Raw genomic sequence first — 20,157 nt, 5'->3', positions numbered from 1 at the left:
GCCCCCTTAACCAATCAACTGTAACGCTTGCTTTAAAACATTTTCGCCATTCATCATGCCGTAATCCGCCATGTTAATGACTTCAATCGGAAAATTCATTGCCTTGTATTTTTTTTCATATGTCCCTTTTAAGTAACGGACTTGAGGACCCAATAGCATCACATCCGCCATTTTAGTAGCTAATACTTTGTCAACCTCACCTTCAGCAATCGCATAAATATCTGCCTCAATGTTTTGATCTTGTGCGGCTTTTTGCATCTTTGACACTAGCAAACTAGTACTCATTCCCGCTACGCACACTAGCATAATGTTTTTCATAAAAACACTCCTTTTCATGATTAAGTTCGTCTTTTTAACTTTTATTTTTATGATTTTTCAACTATGAAATCGCTTTCTTATGATGAGAATAGCATCAATTGGTATATACCACAATATACTTTTTACACCATTTCCTCCCTTGTGGAGAGACTTTAAAAATTGGGCTATAACTCTGTTACAGACTACAGAATGGATTCACCTAACTGGTATAGTCCAGAAAAAAGTTCAAAAAAATTTAATTTTTCAGAATCAACTACATTCATATCCACTTTTCACCACATGACACGACATCGATACATCAATTATACCTCGGCATAATTGCGTCTCGAGGCTTTTGGCCAACAAATGTTTTTTGCGCAAAAGCGTAGTGCTAACGTAGTGCTAACGTAGTGCTAACGTAGTGCTAACGTAGCGTCAGTAGCACGATGTTGGTCACCCTTGTTGCTGTCGCTACGCTCTCAGCACAAAAGACATATGTTACTGACGCTTCACTTTCGCTACAAAGACATTTGCTGAAAGAAGTTAAAAGTATTCATAGAATGCTGGTTTATTAGAGGGTAACGCTTGCTGCCATCGATCAATAATGTCATCAGCCATTTCTTCATTTGCATACAAGACAGCATCCTTTACAGAAAGATAGCCTACCATCATTGCTGAAAAAAGATTAATTGGTAATGTTAACATATGCACATTTGGGATAGAATTTGTCTCAATTATCGAGACATCTCCACTTTTATTTATTTTATATGCGTGCTCATTCCAACTACAAAATGGATCTTCAATTTGAATATATAACGGCTCCTGAATATCGCCCCACGGATAATGTTGCATGAACATCAAAGCATCTACTATTCTTACCATCACATCTTGAACGACTTCCTTTTTAAACTGTGGTTCTTTAAAATAAAAGCCAAATTGATGATCGTTAGAAGTAACTCCTTTAATGTTACTTACACTCGCAGCATGAGACGTGATAAAACGCCAAATCGCTTGTTCTGCTAGTAAATCTTCAGCTATAAAATCATGAATCTCAAACGTTCCATCCTGAATGATATAGCGAATATAACCCGCAATTTTATCTTCCTTAAAATATGCCGCAAAATGACTATCAGGCATCCTTCTTTCTATCCTTTTCCACCAAGCATCATCTCGCAGCATACTCCCATTATTAAAAATCGATTGTGCATTATGAAAATCCTTAATTGCCTGAAAAAGATAATGATCTGGCCATTCAAAGCTCATACGTTTTACTACGTCCAGCTGCTTTCCGAAAGAAGGAAACAGCAATTGCGGAATGGTATAACATAACTTCTCAAAAAATAATTCCCAGCCAAAGTAACGATAAAAGGATACGGAGAATGGTGCTAACACAGAAGTGCTCTGCCCATTTTCTCGCATTTTTTTCAGTGCCTCGGTCATAAGCTTTTTGATAATACCTTGTTGCCGATATTCAGGATATGTTGCAACAAAGCCAATTCCACCCATCTTATAATTTTCACCATGAATTGTCATATTAAGTGGCAATATTAATAGCTGTCCAACTACTTTATGTTCATCGTAAGCACCTAATGTTGTGCTATGCTCAATCCAATAGTGAAAATCATCGCGCTGCGCACCCGTATACTTATTAGGAAAACAATAATCTCTTAATTGATGTACCTGTAAATAATCTTTTGGAGGGATTATTTTTATTTCCATACGCTAGACCACCCCTTTCAAGTACTGAATATTCGCACAATTCAAGATAAACTTAATAGATTATTTTTCACATATTCCTCGACTTCTGAGGCCGTGGATAATAGTAAGATGTGCTCATTATGTGGTGTTAGCTGTTGTTTAGAAAGCTTAGCGAGATGTGCACGAGTCTTTAAAATAGAGGAAGCACTCATGGAAAACTCATTTAATCCAAATCCTAGTAAAATCGGTAACGCTATTTCATCTGCAGCCATTTCACCACACATACCTACCCATTTTCCATGATGCTGTGCTGCATCAATGACATTTTTTATAAGTCTTAAAACAGCAGGATGATACGGTTGATATAAATAAGAAACATTTTCGTTCATGCGATCCGCTGCTAACGTGTATTGGATTAAATCATTTGTACCAATTGAGAAAAAATCTACTTCCTTTGCAAATACATCTGCAATGATCGCTGCCGACGGAATTTCAATCATCATCCCCACTTCTAGTGTTTCAGATATAAGATATCCATCACTCTTCAAACTTTGTTTTTCTTCAAGCAATATTGCCTTCGCCATTTTAAATTCGTCCAATGTAGCAATCATCGGAAACATAATTTTTAAATTGCCGTAAGCGCTTGCTTTTAGTAATGCGCGAATCTGTACACGAAACATTTCTTGTTGGGTTAAACTAATTCGAATTGCTCGATAGCCAAGAAAAGGGTTCATCTCTTCAGCAAGTTTTAAATATGGTAGATTTTTATCGCCACCAATATCTAATGTCCGAACAATCGTTGGCTTGCCTTGCATTTTCTCAAGTACGCTTTTATATGCTTGAAACTGCTCCTCCTCAGTTGGTAGCTCCTGTCGTTCCATATATAAAAACTCTGTACGAAACAAGCCAATACCATCTCCACCAGCATTAATGACCATATCCGCATCTTCAGGGTTTCCTATATTCCCTGCAATTTCTACTGAAAATCCATCCGCACTCAAACTTGGTAATGAACGATATCGAAGAAGTTCTTCCTTCTCTTCATTGTGTAAACGTTGTTGCTGCAAATAAAAGCTAGTTATTTCCGATGAAGCGTTGACAAAAATCTTGCCATTTGTCCCATCTAAAACAATTGATGCTCCATGTTGAATACCTTCCGTGGCATTTTTCGTCCCAACTACTGCTGGAATCTCTAACGTTCTTGCGAGAATAGCAGAATGAGATGTTTTGCCACCAATATCCGTTATAAACCCTTTTACATACGTTGTATCTAACATCGCAGTCATGGACGGTGTTAAGTCTTTAGCAACGATAATAACTTCAGAGGTTAAACGATTCATATCCACCATTTCAACCCCTAATAAATGGGCTAATACCCGTTTAGATACATCTCGAATATCTGCGACTCGCTCCTGCATATAGACATTATCTAGCCCTTCAAACATTGCAATGAACATATTCGATACTTTATCTATTGCAAATTCAGCATTCACCCCAGATTGAATTTTCGCTTCAATAGACGTAAGCATTTCAGGATCCTCTAGCACTAATAGATGTGCCTCGAAAATAGCCGCCTTTTCAGCACCAAATTTCTCCTGAGCTATTTCATGAATTTCTTGAAGTTCCGCTTTCGTTTTAACAATAGCTGCCTTGAACCTTTCTAGTTCAGCATGTACATCAGTAATCTTAACTTCTTCAAAAGTTAGATCTGGTTCCTTTAAACAATACGCATTTGCAAAGGCGATGCCTCGAGAAACAGCAATTCCTTGTATTTCTAACATTCCTCACCAATTCCTTTTGAAACCATAACTTCTGTTATTGTTTGAAAAAGCTTCTCGGCATCAGATCCCTCTGCTGAAATTTCTACAATGCTTCCAGGTGCTACCCCTTGTGACATAACGCCCATAATTGATTTTAAATTGACCGATTTCTCTTTATACGTTAACTGAACGTCACACTCAAACGGTGTTACAGCCGTTACAAGTAATGCTGCCGGTCTAGCATGTAGTCCCTCTGGCGCTGTTATTTTATACATTTTCTTCATCGATATCCCTCCGCATGTCATTTAAAGTTAATACGATGTTGATAATTGGTAATCATAGCCTCATTATGAGACAAATCAGAGTCAACATTATTACTTTTAAAAACTGGTAATATTTCGTCAGATAAAGCCATGTTCTCAATGATTTCACTGAATAATGCATTTAAAATAAATGAACCGATCACTGTAGAGGATGGCGCATACTGTATTTCATGGTGATGCAGCAAACCATCTCCTATTGGTATATGCGTATCGATCACTATATCTACTACATCCTCTAAGCGCTGTCCACTTTGATGGCGGGTCGGCTGTTCGCAATAAGCAAGAGATTGCAGCGACATGACCAACACTCCAGCTTCTTTCGCTAAATATGCTACATCAATAGGTGCTTGATTTCTCCCGGATGTTGAAATAACAATGCAAACATCATTTTCATGAAAATCAAAATGATCTTTATACCGTTCAATGATAGTCGGGTTCTTCTCATTTTCAGATGACGTCATTGCTCCTGCGTGTAATGTTAAAGGTTCAATAATAATAGGACATACAGGTACAAGCCCTCCTGCACGATAAAATGCATCCTGTGCTAAAAGATGAGAATGACCACAACCAAATAATTGGACAATTCCCCCACATTGAAGCCTTTTGACAATTAATTGTGCCGCCTCTTTTATTCGGGCATATTCTTGCTCCCTCACGACCTGCATTAACTTTTGAATTTCTAGATAATATGCATCCATAGGATCACCTTTTAATTTCACTAATGAATTTGTATCGATCAGCTCGATAAGTACTTCGCACAAGCTCGAACGGAACTCCATCAGATAAATAACTTGTACGTTTAATAATTAACACAGGTGCAGTATGATTAATTTGCAAAAATTTACTATCTTCTTTTGGAACAATAGCTGCCTCCATTTGCTGAATAGCATTGCCAATTTTTTGATGGAATTTTGCTTCAATTAACGCATATAATGACCCCATTATTTTCTTTTCATCTAATTCTGGATATACTTTCACAGGAATATACGTTCTTTCGATTGCCATTGGCTTGGAATCTGCACTACGGATTCGAACAACGAAGAATACCTCTTCGCCCGGCTCTAACATTAAATCTCTAGCAATATCAATTGGTGGTACGATTTTTTCAAAGCGTAAAACTTTACTGCTTGGTTCCATTCCTCTAGCCCGCATATCCTCTGTGAAACTTGTTAATCCTTTTAGCGGTTGTTCTAATTTTGGGTTAGCAACATATGTACCTTTCCCTTTTTCGCGGTACAGTAAACCGCTATTGACTAAATTTGTGATTGATTGACGAACTGTCATTCTACTAACATCAAACTGCATAGAAAGCTCTCGCTCAGAAGGAATATTTTCTCCGATTTTGTATTCTTCTAAATAAATACGTTGTTTAATAATCTCTTCTATTTGTATATAGATAGGTATATGAGAATTTTTATCTAACAAGTGTTGCACCATCCTTATCGCCTCTTTACTTTCACTTCTCAAATACAACTTTACCCCGACAAATAGTTTTTTGTACATTTAAATGTTCATCTAGTAATACAAAATCTGCATCATAGCCTTCTGCAATACGACCTTTAGTTGCAAGCTGTAATTGTTTAGCAGCATTCGTAGAGGACATTGCGACAATTTCCTGCAATGAGCAATCGGTAACTGCTTTCATATTTTTTACTGCCTGCTCCATCGTTAGCACACTACCCGCTAAAGCCCCATTAGATAAATGAGCCCCATCCTTAGAAACATGAACGGTTTGACCACCTAAATCATAATCACCATAATGTAAGCCTTTTGCCCGCATCGCATCTGTAATTAAGATAATACCATTCGCTCCTTTTATTCGATATGCTAGCTTTACAGCTTGAGGATGGCTATGCACGAAATCAGCTATAATTTCAGTCTTCACCTGATCTTCTAAAAGCACTGCACCAACGACACCTGGTTGACGATGATGGAAAGGGCGCATTTGGTTATATAAATGTGTAGCCTGCCTTACTCCCAATGCTATTGCCTTATCCACTTCCTCAATTGATGCGTCAGAATGGCCAATGGAAGCAATAACATTTAAATCTTTTAGCGCTTCAATAAACGTAAAGCCTCCCTCTACCTCAGGTGCAATTGTGACTTGTTTAATGCGTTGCTTACTTATGTTCTGCCAGGATGTAAATTGCTCAGCAGACGGTAAAATAATGTATTCTATTGGCTGAGCTCCTGCCCGTTTTTTCGATACATATGGCCCCTCTACATGTATCCCTAATAAGCTTGCCTCATCATCATTATTTTCAAATTGAGCAACGTTGGATAAAGCGCTTTCAATTGCTTCTATAGATTGCGTCATTGTAGTAGCAAGGAAGCCCGTAACGCCTTCTTGTATTAAAGAACGTGCCATTTGATGTAATGCTAATTGTGTAGCATCCATCACATCATGCCCAGCAGAGCCATGTATGTGCATATCAATATAGCCAGGTAGTAGTAGCCAATTTTTATTTTTGCCATCTATATAGCATTCGGCCTGATCAGATAGGTTATGACTTATTTTAATAATCCTACCATTATCAATGAATAAGTCACCCTTAATCGGTGCCTCATCATGATTGACTATCGTAACATTGGAAATTAAAAGTGTATTCTTCAATAGATCACCCCCTAATCATTTTTTGAGGAGCTTTGCTGAAGTTACCAAGCTATCATTTGATTCGGTATAGTTGTCTATACCAATTATATGACACTTTTACAAAAATAAAAAGTATTTTTTGTATTTTCTAAATCTTTTCACTGAATTTTTGCCTGAATCCCATCAATCGATGTGCTACCAATATGTTGAATACGATCCCGGAACGAACCTGTATAAATTCATTTTTCCATTCATTATCATACGGCACAATTTTCACTTCATTCTTTTTTAAGCTAAGGATCATTGTCACTTCTCCTCTACAATTATCAAATTTGTTCTATTATAAGTCTTGCTATGCAGTTGTCTTTTTGAATACCCATTTATTCGCACTAAAAAAGGAGCCAATTTTATGCTCCTCTTTTGTGGTTATTTACTATGTATGACGAATCCCGATTGTGCCGTTATGCCAAGAAACATTCGTTTTGAACCCGCAATTCGCAGGGGGGTGCCTGGTTTGCAGCTTTAAACGTCCCGCTCCGCATGGGGCTTGTTTGCGACTACAAAATGAAGGCTCCCGATTCTAATGTGTTCGGTCAAAACTGTTAAGTAGAGCTAGCAATTAGACAAACACATCAGGATTCGTATTACAGTTATAATAACACGATATTTCTGACAATTCAAACTATTTTCTTCAAAAAAATCTTCATTCTTGCGAAAACGCAAAAAATACCTAGATTCTCAACAAATTTCGCTAGAGAATCCAGGTATTTAGGAGTATTAATTATCTTTTAAATGTTTTAATTGCTAAATTTAGCTCATTCAATTGTTCTAGAGAAACTTCACTTGGTGCATTCGTTAATAAGCAGCTTGCACTTGCTGTTTTCGGGAATGCAATTGTGTCACGTAAGTTAGTACGGCCTGCAAGTAGCATTACGAAGCGGTCAAGACCAAATGCAAGACCTCCATGTGGTGGTACTCCGTATTCAAATGCTTCTAATAAGTAGCCAAATTGAGCTCTTGCTTCTTCTTCTGTGAAACCAAGTAAATTAAACATTTTTTCTTGTAATTCACGTTCATAAATACGTAGCGAACCTCCACCAAGCTCATATCCGTTTAATACGATATCGTATGCTTGCGCGCGGACAGCTGAAGGATCAGTTTCCATTAACGGAATATCTTCGTCAAATGGACGTGTGAATGGATGGTGCGCTGCATAATAGCGACCGTCTTCTTCAGAGTACTCTAATAATGGCCAATCTGTGATCCATAGGAATGCAAATTCTGATTCGTCGATTAAGCCTAAATCTTGACCTAATTTCGTACGAAGTGCACCTAAAGATGCTGCTACAACAGACGCTTTATCAGCAACGAATACTAAAATATCGCCCACTTCAGCTTTCATACGTTCGATTAATGAAGCAGCTAATGCTTCGTCAAAGAATTTTGCAATCGGTCCGTTTAAGCCTTCTTCTGTTACTTTTAACCAAGCCAGACCTTTTGCTCCATAAATACCAACGAATTTTGTTAGCTCGTCCATGTCTTTACGAGAGTATTTGTCTGCCGCACCTTTAATGTTGATACTCTTTACTTGCTTACCTTGTGCTACTGTATCAGCAAACACTTTGAAATTACAGCCATCAAAAATATCATTTAAAGCAACTAGCTCTAAGCCGAAACGTACATCAGGTTTATCTGAGCCGTAACGATCCATAGCTTCTTGATATTTCATACGTTGGAATGGTGCAGGGATATCAATGCCTTTTACTTCTTTCATAACTGCTTGGATTAAGCGTTCGTTCATTTCAATAATTTCTTCTTGCGTTAAAAAGCTTGTTTCAATATCAACTTGTGTAAACTCTGGTTGACGGTCAGCACGTAAGTCTTCATCGCGGAAACAACGTGCGATTTGGAAGTATTTTTCGAAACCAGACACCATTAATAATTGCTTAAATAGCTGAGGTGATTGTGGTAGTGCATAAAATTCGCCTTCATGAACACGTGATGGTACTAAATAGTCACGAGCTCCTTCTGGAGATGATTTTGTTAAAATTGGCGTCTCTACTTCTAAGAAGCCTTCGTTTTGTAAGAAGTTACGAATTGTACGAGTAACGTCTGAACGCATTTTAAATGTGTCAAACATAACAGGACGACGCAGGTCAAGATAACGATATTTTAAACGCAAATCTTCAGATACATCAGTACGATCTTCGATTTGGAATGGTGTTGTTTTTGCCGTATTAATAACGACTAATTTTGTTGCTTCTACTTCAATTTTGCCGTTTGGTACATTTGGGTTGATTTGATCTTCTGCACGAAGAATAACTGTCCCCTCTACTTCAATTACGTACTCACTACGCACTTTATCGGCTAGAGCATGTGCTTCTGCAACATCAGGGCTAAACACTACCTGAGTGATTCCAGTACGGTCACGTAAATCAATGAAGATTAAACCGCCTAAGTCGCGACGACGTTGTACCCAACCTTTTAATACGACTTTTTCGCCTTTTAATACTTCTGAAAGTTCATTACTAGCATGTGTTCTTGTTGCCATTATTTAATTCCTCCAAAATTTATTTGGCTCATCTCCATAACTTTGGGTTGATTTATCCACATGACATACGTTTTCACAAAATGTCATCCCCAACTTTCGTTGATGAACCGTTTATTTTACTTATGTAGCATACCGTTCCTACTAGTAGTGAATGGATGCCAAGGAAAATTAGCAGTTCATTAGATGAATTATCTGTCCAAACGACGTAGATATTTGAATTGGACAGATAATCCTGTATTGATCTATAAACGATTTATGTTTTAACAGATTCGCTTATTGTTTTAATAGGTAGTTCACTAATTCCGAGAACGCTACTTTTTGTTGTTCACCTGATTCCATATGTTTAACAGTAGCTACTTGCTCTTCAAGTTCCGTTTCGCCTAAAACAATCGTATATTTCGCACCTAAACGGTCTGCTGATTTCATTTGAGCTTTCATTTTGCGATCTAAATAATCCATCTCTGCAGAAATGCCCTTAGCACGGAAGGTACTTGTTAATTCTACAGTTTTTAGCTTCGCTTCTTCGCCCATAGCGATCATATAAACATCGAGTCCTGATGCTGTGTCTAATTCAACACCTTCAGCTTCAAGTGCAAGCAACAGACGCTCAATACTTAATGCGAAACCGATACCTGGTACTTCTGGTCCACCAATTTCTTGCACAAGGCCATTATAGCGACCCCCACCACAAAGTGTAGTAATTGATCCAAATCCTGAAGCCGTTGACATAATTTCAAAAGTCGTATGATTGTAATAATCAAGACCTCTTACAAGATTTGGATCGACCTCATACGAAATTCCCAGTGTATCTAAGTACGTTTTAACTTGAGCGAAATATGCTGCTGACTCCTCAGTTAGGAAATCAGTTAATGCAGGTGCAGATTGCATTAATGGGTGCTCGCGGTCTACCTTACAGTCTAAAATACGTAGTGGGTTTTTTTGCAAACGATTTTGGCAGTCTGAACAAAACTCATGAATATGTGGTTCGAAGTGTTGTAGCAGTGCTGTACGGTGTGTATCACGTGTATCTTTGTCACCAAGTGAGTTAATGACTAATTTTAAATCTTTTAAACCTGCTGATTCATAGACATCCATTGCTAGTGCAATAACTTCTGCATCAATGGCTGGATCAGCTGAACCAATTGCTTCTACTCCAAATTGAACAAATTGACGGTAGCGCCCTGCTTGTTGACGTTCATAACGGAACATCGGTCCTAAATATGAAAGCTTTACTGGTTGATCAGGTGCACCAAACATTTTATGCTCAACATAAGCACGAACTACACCAGCTGTATTCTCCGGACGTAATGTTAACGAACGGCCACCGCGATCTTCAAATGTATACATTTCTTTTTGAACAACATCTGTTGTTTCACCGACACCACGTGCAAATAAATCTGTTTGCTCAAAAATTGGTGTACGAATTTCATTGTAGCGATAGACACGACAGATATCACGGATAACCGCTTCTATCTTTTGCCATTTTTCTGATTGACCAGGCAAAATATCTTGTGTCCCTCGTGGCACTTTAAAACTCATAGAAAAACCTCCTTTATTAATTGCTTATGAGCAAGCTGTCTTCTGGACTTCTCTTATTTTTTGTCCACTAAAAAAGCCCTCGCCTCCTTGCGTTACGCAAGGGACGAGAGCTGTACAAGCTTCCGCGGTTCCACCCTAGTTGACGCATCAAATACATGCGTCCTCCTCCAAATCGGATAACGGCCGATTCCGTTTTTTCCTACTAAGCGTTACCTTTTCAGAAAAAAGCCTCTCAAGTGTTGTTCACAATATACATTTTTGTAGGAAAGATTTCAGCCTAGGTCTTTCCCTCTCTTCTCCAATAGAGGTATATGCTACTCGCTTGGTCATAAGCGGTTAATCATTTTTTGATTACCCTTTATGTTAGTCACAACAAAAGGCAATGTCAACTGTTTTTATTTTTTTTACAATACATTCGATAAAATAACAAATTCCATTACCTTTTTCCCACGAATTCTATTACTAAAGCATGGTAAAATAGCACAAGATAGGAGGAGTCTGATGAGGACAAAACTTTTAAATATTAGTATCATCTTCGTACTAGTGCTAATAATTGCGATTCCAAATATGAATAATATTCAAAGAGCACTAGCAGACACCAGTGATTTAAAAGTAACTGGAACGATTCTTCATTTACGTGAGGGACCTGGACTGTCTTATCCAATCATTACAACATTAGATGAGGGTGATTCGCTAACTTCTATTAGTCGTGAAGGTGACTGGATTCAAGTAAAAGCAGGCAATTACGAAGGTTGGGTAGCATCTTGGCTAACAACTTCAATAAACGATAAACAAACGGTTGATCAAACGTTGATATCACAAGTTGATCGTCTAAATATTCGTACTGAGCCTGACATATCTTCAGCAGTTCTAGGACAATTATCAATAGGCAGCCAAGCTAAACTTATTGAAAAAAATGGTGAATGGGCAAAAATAGATTGGAACGGACTAGTTGGGTGGGTATCTACTGACTATGTTACAATCAATGACCTACCTGAAAAAAAGGTTAAGGCTGAGGCTGATGAACCTAAAGTTGAAGTATCTACTACAAAAAAAATCAACAAAGATACAACATTTACAGTTTTAGTAGATTCACTTAATGTGCGCCAAAATCCCGACTTAAATGCTAAAAAAATAGGAACAGCTTCAAATGGACAAGCCTTTAAAGTGCTGGCTCAAGAGCATAACTGGGTAAAAATTCAATATAACGATAATAAAACAGGTTGGGTTTATAGCTTTTATGGTACTTTTTCAAATAAAGGAAAAACGACATCAAAATCTGCTTCTTCTTCCTCAGAGCTTGAATCTGTCACAATCATTTATAATGGGACAAACCTACGGACAGATGCATCAACGACTGCTGATGTTGTTGTACGTGTAGATGCCGGTGAAACCTACCCTATTGTAGGCGCTAAAAATGACTTTTATGAAATACAAGTAGATGACAAAACTGCATTTGTGGCGAACTGGGTCGTTACTACTTCTTCGTCGAGCAAAACAACTACTGCTATAAAAAAAGATAAATCTACACCACGCAAGAAAGGCACTTTAAATGGGCTAACAATTGTCGTAGATGCTGGACATGGCGGAAATGATCACGGCACTACCGGACAACGTGGAACAAATGAGAAGGAAATTACATTGAAAACAGCTTCTCTTCTAGCTTCAAAGTTGAGTGCTGCTGGAGCAAATGTCGTCATGACAAGAGAATCAGATGAATATGTTGCACTCCGTAAACGCGTCTCAATTGCGCACCAGTATGAGGCAGATGCTTTTATCAGTATTCATTATGATGCAACAGACGATAGCTCCGTTAATGGCTTCACCTCATATTATATGAACAGTAATCAACAAGGTCTTGCAGAGGCAATAAATAATGGACTTTCCAATAAAATCGATTTAAAGAATCGTGGTACCCAACAAGGAAATTATTTAGTTCTACGAGAAAATCGTCAACAAGCTGCACTCATTGAGCTAGGCTACTTAAGTAATGGTAGTGAGGAACGTGTTATTACAAACGCTAAATTCCGTGAACAAGCTACTCTCGGTATCTACCAAGGTATTTTAAAATACTTTAACGAAGATCGATAAAGTGAAACTTGTATCAGCGGGGATTATTAATAAGCTGCAAAGGAAAGTAGAATTGTACTTCCCTTGCAGCTTATTTATTTTGTTTTAAATGACTCTTTGTTATAGACGTTATAAGTTATGGTGTTTGCCTTTCAGTACTCACTGTCAAATATTATGTACACTTAAACGAAAAAAGGCCTCCAACTCACATTACATGAGTATAGAGGTCCTTTATGCGCTTATTTTTTCATTGTTGCTAGCGTAACCCATACAATCTCCTTCATACTAATGAAAAATGGCGTATGGCTAACCTCTAAAACAATATCATCAGGTAATACAGAGATTAATTTTCCTTGCTGAATATTTTTCTTAGTTTGCACTACAATTGCCTGACCAATCATCATGTTAAGAGTCTCGTATAAATATGGATTTGATATGCTTCCTACCTGCGTCATCTTTAATACACTTCCTTCCTACAAAACTAACCATACTATTTAATGTATGAAGGAATCATAGGAAATGTACCAATTATTTAGACTCAAGAAGTATTGTAATAGGGCCATCATTTGTCAGTGCAACATCCATCATTGCACCAAATATTCCTGTTTCCACATGTAAACCGTGTTCACGTAAGGAATTATTAAAAGCCTCCCATAACGGTTCCGCAACTTCTGGTCTTGCTGCACTTGTAAAACTTGGACGATTCCCCTTTTTTGCATCTCCATACAATGTAAATTGTGAAACGGATAGAATAGCCCCTCCATGCTCTAAAATGGAATGATTCATTTTTCCATCAGCATCTTCCCAAAGGCGGAGATTTGCTACTTTTTTCGCTAAATATTCAACATCCTCCTGCTTATCCCCGTGTGTAATGCCAACCAGAAGAACATAACCGCTATCAATAGCACCCGTTACTTTTCCGTCAACCGTAACAGAGGCTGCTTTACTACGTTGTAAAACTACTTTCATTTTTTAAAACCTCAATTCTCCTATTGTATGCACCAGAAGTTCCATTTTCGGTACATAACAAAGTTGCTACTGCCTAACCATCCTAATTAGTTAATAACACGTTGTACTGAATATATATCAGGTGTTTGCTTAATACGTTCCACTACTTTATGCAAATGCGAAATATTTGAAATCGAAATCGTTAAATGAATCGTTGCCATTTTATCACGATCTGCACGACCACTCACTGCTAAAATATTCGTTTTCGTTTCGCTAACAATTTGCATGATTTCATTTAAAATTCCTGGTCTATCGAAGGCCGAAACTTCAATATCGACAGGGTATTCTTTTTTCTCTGGAGTTAGTCCATGTTCCCATTCAACTTCTATTAAGCGCTCCTGCTCATCATCAACTTGAATATTTGGACAGTCCGCACGGTGCACTGAAACACCTCTTCCTTTCGTAATGAAGCCTACAATTTCATCTCCAGGAACTGGCGTACAACAACGTGAAAGTCGAATAAGCATATTGTCGATATCTTTTACGATAACACCCGATTCCGTACGTTTTTGCGGAATAGGGTTTTTCATTTTTTGTTCAATTTTCTCTAGCGCTTCTTCCTGTTCACGCTCTTTGCGACGTTTTTCCGCTAGACGATTAACAACTTGCTGAGCTGTAATGCCATTCATGCCAACAGCTGCATATAAATCTTCTTCATTTGTATAGTTGAATTTTTCGCATACTCGCTTCAAATTGTCCGCTGACATTGTTTCTTTTACGTCAAAACCTTGTGCGCGGATTTCCTTTTCTATCATCTCTTTACCTTTGATGATATTTTCCTCACGAAGATGACGTTTGAAAAACTGCTTTATTTTATTTTTCGCCTGTGAGGATTGGGCAATTTTTAGCCAATCGCGACTCGGACCAAATGATTGCTTAGACGTTAAAATTTCAATAATATCTCCCGTTTTTAACGGTGTATCAAGTGGCACCATTTTACCATTGATTTTCGCGCCAATTGTACGATTCCCAACTTCTGAATGCACACGATATGCGAAGTCGATTGGTACAGAGCCTGCTGGTAATTCAATGACATCTCCTTCAGGTGTGAATACATAGACCATATCAGAGAATAAATCAAATTTTAAAGATTCCATAAATTCTTCAGCATTAGAAGATTCGTTTTGGAATTCTAAAATTTCTCGGAACCACGTTAATTTTTGGTCGACATTTTGTTTTTCATTATCAACTTTTTTACCTTCTTTATACGCCCAATGCGCTGCAATCCCGTACTCGGCAATTTTATGCATTTCTTTCGTACGAATTTGAACTTCTAATGGGTCACCATAAGGACCAATTACTGTTGTATGCAGGGATTGATATAGGTTTTGTTTTGGCATCGCAATATAATCTTTAAAACGTCCAGGCATTGGCTTCCATAATGTATGCACAATCCCAAGTACGGCATAGCAATCTTTAATACTATCGACAAGTACACGAATGGCTAATAAATCATAAATCTCGTTGAATTGTTTCTTTTGTAACACCATTTTACGATAAATACTGTAAATATGTTTTGGGCGACCATATATATCTGCTTCAATTTCAACATCTGTAAGCTGTGACTTCATCTCACCCATTACATTATCTAAATAGGCCTCACGCTCATCACGTTTTTTCTTCATAAGACTGACAATGCGATAATATTGCTGTGGATTTAAATAACGAAGTGCCGTATCCTCAAGCTCCCATTTAACAGTCGAAATCCCAAGACGATGCGCAAGTGGTGCAAAAATTTCAAGCGTTTCTTTAGAAATACGGCGTTGTTTTTCGGCTGGTAAATGCTTTAACGTGCGCATATTATGTAGGCGGTCTGCCAGTTTAATCAAAATGACACGAATATCCTGCGCCATAGCTACAAACATTTTTCGATGATTTTCTGCTTGTTGCGCTTCTTTAGATAAATATTTAATTTTCCCCAGCTTTGTTACACCATCTACAAGCATCGCAACCTCTTCGCCGAATTCACGAACCAAATCGTCGCGCGTAAAATCCGTATCCTCGACAACATCATGTAAAAAACCAGCTGCAACTGTTTCAGGATCCATTTGTAATTCAGCTAAAATTCCAGCTACTTGCACAGGGTGAATAATATACGGTTCACCTGAGCTTCGGAATTGCTCAATATGGGCATCCCTTGCTAATTCATATGCTTTTTTCACGAATGCGACATTTTCATCATTCATGTAGGATTTGACTAACTCAAAAACGTCCTCGGGAGTCAAAATTTGCTCTTTCGCCATAACATGTCCACCTTGCTCGTCAAATTTTTCAGATTAGATATAAACTTAATTGTATAAAATTTTATGGGCTATTGTAAAGTAACTGTGTCATTTTGTTTAGTTATTCTCGTGAACAATGTGAAAAATGGAAAAATATTCTCCTAAATGAATAAAAAGACCCTTTGCGAATGCAATATTTCGCAAAGAGTCTCTCTTATCGTATCATAGTTGTTACTTATTTATTAAACGCTACAGCAATTTTTGACCCAACTACTGCATTATTTTTTACTAATGCAATATTGGCATCCAGGCTTTTACCTTCTGTTAATTCTTTCACTTTTCCAAGTAAGAATGGTGTCACGTTTTTACCTTGAATACCGTTTTCTTCTGCTTCTACTAAAGCTTTTTCAATGATTCCTGTAATGAATGAATGCTCAAGTGCTTCAGACTCTGGAATTGGGTTAGCAATGACAGCTCCACCTTTTAAGCCTAATTGCCATTTTGCACGTAGCATTTCTGCCACTTCCTCTGGTGTATCAATCTTGAAGTTGACATCAAAACCGCTTTGACGTGTGTAGAATGCTGGTAGCTCATCTGTACCATATCCAACAACTGGTACACCTTTTGTTTCAAGATATTCTAAAGTTAAACCAATATCTAAAATTGATTTAGCACCCGCACAAATTACAGCAACATTTGTTTGTGCTAATTCTTCTAAATCTGCTGAAATATCCATTGTTGTTTCAGCACCACGGTGTACGCCACCAATACCGCCAGTTACAAAAATTTCAATACCAGCTAGCTCCGCACAAATCATTGTTGCAGCTACAGTTGTAGCTCCTAATTTTTTTGATGCTAAAAGATAGCCTAAGTCGCGACGAGATGCTTTTGCTACGCCTTGAGCATTACCGAACATTTCAAGTTCTTCATCTGATAAACCAATTTTAATTTTACCATCGATTAATGCAATAGTTGCTGGTACTGCACCATTATCACGAACAATTTGTTCCACTTCACGTGCTGTTTGAACATTTTGTGGATATGGCATTCCGTGTGAAATAATTGTTGATTCTAATGCTACGATTGGTAAGCCTTTTGCTTGTCCTGCTTTTACTTCTTCTGATAATACGATGAATTCTTTCATGTTGTTATTCCTCCATTTCATTGTTTAACAAATCAACTGATAGCTCAGGTCTTACTGTATATGGGGATGCAAGCGTATTTTTGGCATTCGTTAAGCCTGCATCAATACATGTTGCAAAGGATTGCCCAGTAAGCCAGCTGTGGATTACAGCACTGACAAAGGCGTCTCCTGCACCTGTTACATCTTCAATTTTTTCTACAGCTTTAGCTGTAAAATGACTTGGCTTCGTTGTAGTGGAAGCTGCATACACACCCTTGCTACCCGCTGTAATAATTACATGTTCAGCACCTAATGTAAGAAGTTGCTGTAAAGCCTTTTCGTAGTGTGCTGAGTTTTCGATTTTATGACCTACAATCGTCTCAGCTTCATCTGTGTTACAAATAAACCATGTTACCCCTTGTAACGTATCCGGTAATCGATTCATTTTGGGCGAAGATACCGGTACGATGACAAATGGAATGTCACGGGCAATCGCAACCTGCTGTATGTAAGCAACTGTTTCTTTTGGACAGTTTAAGTCCATAATAAAGCAGCCCGCATTCATGAGCATTGCCTCATGTTTTTTTAGCAAACTTGGCAATAAAAGATCATATACTTCCATATTTGCTACTGCTAGTGCTAGCTCGCCCTGCTCATCCATAACCGCAGTATAGGAACCCGTCGAAGCGTCAGGTAGCTGCTCCACATAACGTAAATTCATAAATGGCTCTGAAGCTTCTTGGATCACTTGCCAATCAGCATCTTTGCCGGCAGTAGTCAGCAATGTTACTTGATGATTTAATCTACCTAAATTTTCAGCAATGTTTCGGCCAACACCACCTACACTAAATGAAGAGCTAGCAGGATTGGAAGTACCGAATTGGACATTCCCTTTTACATGAAATTTTCGGTCAAGATTGGCTCCACCGATACAAATAATTTCATTTTCCTCAGGCAAAATATATGCACGACCTACAATTTTCCCTTGCTTCGTTAAGCTCGACACTAAATTAGCAAGGACTGGTCGAGATAGCTTCATCTTATCTGCCATCTCTTGCTGAGACATAAACGGATTCTGGCGAATTAATGCAAGGACCGCCTGTTCTCTTTCATTCATAGCATCACCTTTTATTATATTTGTTTACATTATAAACTTTTGTTTGGTTGATGTCAAAAAATTTTTTAATAAAAAAAGTTGAAAGCGATATGATACTGGCTTCAACTTTTTGTTGTGATAACTATTGCTTCAATGAAATTAAGGTGTCGTGTTAAATAAAGTATGGCTTTTCGGTATAACGAGGGGGGATTTCCGTTCCAACTGGGCGCTTTCCTGTGGGCGCCCAATGAGCCGCTTCAGGGTCTCATCTGCGTGAAAGCGATAGCGGCGGAAATTCGGGGTTTTGCGGCGTTCTTTACTTGGTAGGCGGCGCAATTTCGGGGGTTTGCGGCGTTCTTTGCTTGGTTAGCGGCGCAACTTACACTTTTAGCGGCGAATTCCAATATAACCTGGACAAATATTTTCTGTGCGAAAGCGAAGTGTAACGTAGCGGCAGCAACAAATATTTTCTGTGCGAAAGCGTAGCGCAGCAACAACAAATTCGGAGGAACGGCTCACTGCTGTAAAATGCCAATCGTTGATAAAATTTTAAGAAACGACGATAGCAACAAGAGTCTCACCTTAAGCAAAGCGAGTAGCTAATTATCAAGTATTGGCATGATAAGGTGTTTGTTTTTTCACGATGATGACAAATAAACTTGCCAATGCACAGAACATCCCAGCAAGGAAAAAGGCCCAAGTATATGAATTGAAAAACTTATAGATGAGGCCTCCACCAAAGGCAGCAACTGCAGCTCCTGCTTGATGAGATGCGAAAATCCACCCATAAATAATGCCACTTTTATTTGTACCAAAAATTTGTCTAGAAATACTGATCGTTGGAGGCACTGTTGCAATCCAATCTAATCCATAAAATATTGTAAAGATTGTCAGTAAAGTGAACGACCCTTGCATTAATGCATATGGAAGTAAAAGGAGAGACGTTCCTCTTAAAAGGTAATACCAAAACAATAACCATCGATTATCAAAACGATCAGACAGCCACCCTGATAAAGTAGTGCCTACAAGATTAAACACTCCCATAAAAGAAAGAAAGGATGCAGCGGTTACGAAAGGGACACCAAAGCTAATACAGTATGAAACAAAATGAGTACCCACTAATCCACTAGTTGAAAGTCCACAAATAAAAAAACTTCCCGCTAATAACCAAAATTCTTTCTTCTTTATTGCCTCAAATAAACCATTAAAAGCATTACTAATCGGATTTTTCTTATGATCCTCTTGTTGCATTTCTAAATCTTCTTCCATTCCATAAGGAAGAATCCCAATATCCTGTGGCTTATTTTTAATAAATATTGAAATAGTGATGAACATAACAATACTTAAAATGAGAATTAATCCAATCGCCCATCGCCAAGAATAATGTTCAATAATAATCGCCAATAAGGGTAAGAGAATTAACTGCCCTGTTGCAGTACTCGCCGTTAAAATCCCAACTGCCAACCCTCTACTTTTCACAAACCAATGATTGGCTACATACGGACTTAACACCGTTAAAAAAAGACTTGCTCCTAAACCAATAATACCGCCCCATATAACGATTAACTGCCATGATTGAGTCATGAAAAGCGTAAGCATCATGCCAATGAATAATGTAGCCATCGCACCTAGCATCATTTTCTTTAAACCCGCTATTTCTAGTAATGCCGCCATAAAAGGACCCGAAAAACCATATAAAAATAGACTCACTGCAAAAGCTAAGGCAATTAAAGATCGATCCCAATTAAATTCTTTTTCAAAGGAGTCTATAAATACCCCTGATGATGACATTGTAATCCCTGCAACAATAATTGAGAAAAAGGTTACGACTAAAATAAACCAGCTATAATGAATACGTTTCATCTTGACACCTTCAT

General features: G+C 38.0%; 16 protein-coding genes, 1 other RNA gene and 1 other annotated feature. Of the genes, 1 reads left to right on the top strand and 16 read right to left on the bottom strand.

Features of this window, described 5'->3' with window-relative positions:
- Positions 1–6 precede the first annotated feature (6 nt).
- From ACMZ42_RS08455 to hisS, 10 genes are all read right to left on the bottom strand, one after another.
- Positions 7–318, bottom strand: coding sequence for a PTS sugar transporter subunit IIB (locus ACMZ42_RS08455; RefSeq protein ID WP_370075386.1), 312 nt, complete (start codon positions 316–318; stop codon positions 7–9).
- A gap of 522 nt (positions 319–840) precedes the next feature.
- Positions 841–2,016 carry an enhanced intracellular survival protein Eis gene (gene eis, locus ACMZ42_RS08450; protein WP_415731155.1) on the bottom strand — a complete coding sequence of 392 codons (1,176 nt, stop codon included), beginning with the start codon at positions 2,014–2,016 and terminating at the stop codon, positions 841–843.
- 41 nt (positions 2,017–2,057) lie between these two features.
- Positions 2,058–3,776 carry a phosphoenolpyruvate--protein phosphotransferase gene (gene ptsP, locus ACMZ42_RS08445; RefSeq protein ID WP_415731154.1) on the bottom strand — a complete coding sequence of 573 codons (1,719 nt, stop codon included), beginning with the start codon at positions 3,774–3,776 and terminating at the stop codon, positions 2,058–2,060.
- On the bottom strand, positions 3,770–4,039 hold the full coding sequence (locus ACMZ42_RS08440) for an HPr family phosphocarrier protein (protein ID WP_402870270.1): 270 nt from the start codon (positions 4,037–4,039) through the stop codon (positions 3,770–3,772). Before ACMZ42_RS08440 ends, ptsP begins: the two co-directional genes overlap by 7 nt.
- A 17-nt stretch (positions 4,040–4,056) precedes the next feature.
- Positions 4,057–4,776 (bottom strand): sugar isomerase domain-containing protein, encoded by a 720-nt coding sequence (locus ACMZ42_RS08435; RefSeq protein WP_415731221.1) that lies wholly within the window; start codon positions 4,774–4,776, stop codon positions 4,057–4,059.
- A gap of 4 nt (positions 4,777–4,780) precedes the next feature.
- Positions 4,781–5,503 (bottom strand): GntR family transcriptional regulator, encoded by a 723-nt coding sequence (locus tag ACMZ42_RS08430; protein ID WP_415731220.1) that lies wholly within the window; start codon positions 5,501–5,503, stop codon positions 4,781–4,783.
- A 31-nt stretch (positions 5,504–5,534) separates the two neighbouring features.
- Positions 5,535–6,692: an N-acetylglucosamine-6-phosphate deacetylase gene (nagA, locus tag ACMZ42_RS08425; protein ID WP_415731153.1), complete on the bottom strand. Its 1,158-nt coding sequence runs from the start codon at positions 6,690–6,692 to the stop codon at positions 5,535–5,537.
- A gap of 421 nt (positions 6,693–7,113) precedes the next feature.
- Positions 7,114–7,313: non-coding RNA, 6S RNA (gene ssrS, locus ACMZ42_RS08420), on the bottom strand.
- A 139-nt stretch (positions 7,314–7,452) separates the two neighbouring features.
- Positions 7,453–9,222 carry an aspartate--tRNA ligase gene (aspS, locus tag ACMZ42_RS08415; protein WP_415731152.1) on the bottom strand — a complete coding sequence of 590 codons (1,770 nt, stop codon included), beginning with the start codon at positions 9,220–9,222 and terminating at the stop codon, positions 7,453–7,455.
- 273 nt (positions 9,223–9,495) lie between these two features.
- Positions 9,496–10,761, bottom strand: coding sequence for a histidine--tRNA ligase (gene hisS / locus ACMZ42_RS08410; RefSeq protein ID WP_370075393.1), 1,266 nt, complete (start codon positions 10,759–10,761; stop codon positions 9,496–9,498).
- 96 nt (positions 10,762–10,857) lie between these two features.
- Positions 10,858–11,100: a binding site (T-box leader), on the bottom strand.
- A gap of 162 nt (positions 11,101–11,262) precedes the next feature.
- Between hisS and ACMZ42_RS08405 the strand changes: the two genes are divergently transcribed.
- Entirely contained in the window at positions 11,263–12,852 is a 1,590-nt protein-coding gene (locus tag ACMZ42_RS08405; protein WP_415731151.1) for an SH3 domain-containing protein, read from the top strand.
- A 218-nt stretch (positions 12,853–13,070) separates the two neighbouring features.
- Here ACMZ42_RS08405 and ACMZ42_RS08400 read toward each other — a convergent pair whose 3' ends face one another.
- The 6 genes from ACMZ42_RS08400 to ACMZ42_RS08375 all read right to left on the bottom strand — a co-directional run bounded on the left by ACMZ42_RS08400 (position 13,071) and on the right by ACMZ42_RS08375 (position 20,143).
- Positions 13,071–13,286, bottom strand: a complete 216-nt coding sequence (locus tag ACMZ42_RS08400) for a DUF2642 domain-containing protein (protein WP_370075395.1) — start codon at positions 13,284–13,286, stop codon at positions 13,071–13,073.
- A 73-nt stretch (positions 13,287–13,359) separates the two neighbouring features.
- Positions 13,360–13,800 (bottom strand): D-aminoacyl-tRNA deacylase, encoded by a 441-nt coding sequence (gene dtd / locus ACMZ42_RS08395; protein ID WP_415731150.1) that lies wholly within the window; start codon positions 13,798–13,800, stop codon positions 13,360–13,362.
- A gap of 86 nt (positions 13,801–13,886) precedes the next feature.
- Positions 13,887–16,082: a RelA/SpoT family protein gene (locus tag ACMZ42_RS08390; protein ID WP_370075397.1), complete on the bottom strand. Its 2,196-nt coding sequence runs from the start codon at positions 16,080–16,082 to the stop codon at positions 13,887–13,889.
- Between the two features lie 214 nt (positions 16,083–16,296).
- The gene (locus ACMZ42_RS08385; protein WP_415731149.1) at positions 16,297–17,205 is read right to left on the bottom strand and encodes a pseudouridine-5'-phosphate glycosidase; all 909 of its coding nucleotides are present in this window, start codon (positions 17,203–17,205) and stop codon (positions 16,297–16,299) included.
- 4 nt (positions 17,206–17,209) lie between these two features.
- Positions 17,210–18,301, bottom strand: coding sequence for a carbohydrate kinase (locus tag ACMZ42_RS08380; RefSeq protein WP_370075399.1), 1,092 nt, complete (start codon positions 18,299–18,301; stop codon positions 17,210–17,212).
- Positions 18,302–18,886: 585 nt separating this feature from the next.
- A complete protein-coding gene (locus tag ACMZ42_RS08375) occupies positions 18,887–20,143 on the bottom strand; it encodes an MFS transporter (protein ID WP_370075400.1) in 1,257 nt (418 codons plus the stop codon).
- Positions 20,144–20,157: the final 14 nt, after the last annotated feature.

Origin of the sequence: Lysinibacillus sp. NPDC056185 (genome assembly GCF_047737915.1) — a bacterium.
GTDB lineage: Bacteria > Bacillota > Bacilli > Bacillales_A > Planococcaceae > Lysinibacillus.
The sequence above is the reverse complement of the archived record's forward strand: the minus strand, read 5'-3'. Positions and strand labels throughout refer to the sequence as shown.